Here is a 2,282-nt window from a genome sequence, read left to right on the forward strand (position 1 = left end):
AAAATCAGATGCGAGGTCGCCCGGAGAACGGGGTTGCCGACACACTTGGCTTTATGCACCATACACTTCACATGATTCAAGATAATTGTGGTATCTAAATTGCTTGCAGCCGATGAGGCGAGTGAATTTCGTTCGGCAACGATTCATGCCAGATCCTATCCGTTCTGTTGAAATGTCAACAGAACCTAATGAAAGGAGATGTCAACAGAATCTGATGAAAGCAATGCAATTTTCAATACTCACATTTATCTTTGTGACACTCCTGTTTTTAGCAAACACCTTTGCTCAAGATTACACGCGATGGGGTTTACCCGAAGGTGCTAAAGCCCGTCTTGGCAAAGGACGAATATCTGGTAATATTGCGTATTCTCCCGATGGTGTTCGTCTTGCGGTTGCCACTGGTATTGGTATTTGGCTCTATGATACGGAAGCCTATCAAGAGGTTGTCCTGCTCACGGGGCATACAGAGTCGGTCAGTGGCGTTGCGTTCAGCCCAGATGGAAGAACACTTGCTAGTGGGAGTTATGACAAGACTATCCGGCTGTGGGATACCGTCACGGGTGAACACAAGGGAGCACTCACTGGACACGAGTGGGAAGTCAATAGCGTTGCGTTTAGCCCGGATGGAAACACGCTCGCCAGTGGAAGTGCGGACGGAACTATCCGCTTGTGGGAGGCCATGACAGGTGCACACAAGGAGACCTTCACTGGATATACGAGAGTGGTTAGGAGCATTGCGTTCAGTCCGGATGGCACCACACTAGCAAGTGGAAGTGCGGACGGTACGGTGCTCCTGTGGGAACTTAGTCCGACACCGGAATCACCGCTGCTCGGAGATGTCAACCGTGATGGCATGGTGGACATCTCGGATTTGGCGATTGTTGGTGCAAACTTCGGGTTGACAGGACAGAATGATGCCGATGTCAACGGGGATGGTGTCATCAATATTTTCGATCTTGTCACAGTTGCAGGTGTGCTAGGCAATGCGGCAGCTGCGCCCTCCGCGCATCCACAAGCACTTGCGAAGCTTACCACCGCTGAGGTCGCGGGTTGGCTCACCCAAGCGCAGCAAATGGCATTGAGGGATCCTGTCTATCTGCGAGGCATCGCTGTGTTGGAACAACTCCTCGCCGCGTTGACTCCGAAAGAGAATTCCTTGTTACCTAACTACCCAAACCCGTTCAATCCAGAAACATGGCTACCGTATCATCTTGCCCATGCTGCCGATGTCCAAATCATCATTTATGACACAAAAGGAGCGATGGTGCGTCAATTAGATCTGGGACATCAACCTGCGGGGTATTACACAGATCAGGCAAAGGCGGCGTGTTGGGATGGTCGCAATGAGAGCGGTGAATCGGTTGCGAGTGGAGTTTATTTCTATCAACTCCGGGCGGGGGATTATTCCGCGTCACGGCGGATGGTAATTGTCAGGTAGGCATGGAGACGAAAACGGTACTGAATCCGACTCTTAGATGCTGGACAGGGGCACCTCGCCCCTACCGGCTCGATTTTACTTTCCCCTCGACCAACGTGAGGGCTTGATTCGCTTTAACTCCTTCAAGGTGCTCCTGTAGACCGCGGGGCCAACGAATCTCCAACCGATCAACTTGGCGATGTTTTCCTAGCCCAAAGTGTAAACGCATATCACTCTGCGATAGGTAGCTTGAGCCGCTCCGAACCTCTCGAATCTGTGTTAGGTTCCCAGTTGTTACCTTGATCCTTGCCCCGATTGCGTCCCGATTGCTGCGCGTGCCAATGAGTTTGAGAGTCAACCACGTATTGTGTCCTCCCCTATTCTCCAATAGGTCTGGCGTTCCCTTTAGGTTCGTTACAAGGAGGTCGAGATCGCCATCGTTGTCGTAGTCAGCATACGCGAAACTACGGCTGACCTTTTCCAAACGCATACCGGAACCTGAATCGAGGGTTACCTCGTCAAAGGTGCCGTCTCGATTGTTGTGGAAGAGCAGATTGGGCTGTTCATAAAATCCAGTCGGGTTGAATGCCTGAACATTTTCGTCCAGATGTCCGTTGGCGATGAACAGATCTTGATAACCGTCGTTATCGTAGTCGCAGAAACTTACCCCCCACGCCAAGTAAGGCAAACTGATTGTCCCAATCTTTGACGCATAGCTCACATCCGAGAATAGCCCGTTTCCTTCGTTATGATAGAGGGTGTTTGTCTGTCCCTGAAAGTTGGTAACGACAAGGTCTAAGCGACCATCGTTATCGTAATCCCCGAAATCGGCGCCCATGCCGTTCTCAGCGTCCCCATCTTCGCT

2 protein-coding genes are annotated in these 2,282 nt (G+C 51.2%); one reads left to right on the forward strand and one right to left on the reverse strand.

Features of this window, described 5'->3' with window-relative positions; all coding sequences use genetic code 11:
* The first annotated feature begins 112 nt into the window (after positions 1–112).
* Complete coding sequence (locus J4G02_18325; protein ID MCE2396492.1) at positions 113–1,438, forward strand: T9SS type A sorting domain-containing protein; 1,326 nt, start codon at positions 113–115, stop codon at positions 1,436–1,438.
* Positions 1,439–1,499: 61 nt separating this feature from the next.
* Here the strand turns inward: J4G02_18325 and J4G02_18330 are convergent.
* On the reverse strand, positions 1,500–2,282 hold a 783-nt coding region (locus J4G02_18330; protein MCE2396493.1), incomplete at its 5' end, for a CRTAC1 family protein.

This window comes from Candidatus Poribacteria bacterium, assembly GCA_021295755.1.
Taxonomy (GTDB): Bacteria; Poribacteria; WGA-4E; order WGA-4E; family PCPOR2b; genus PCPOR2b.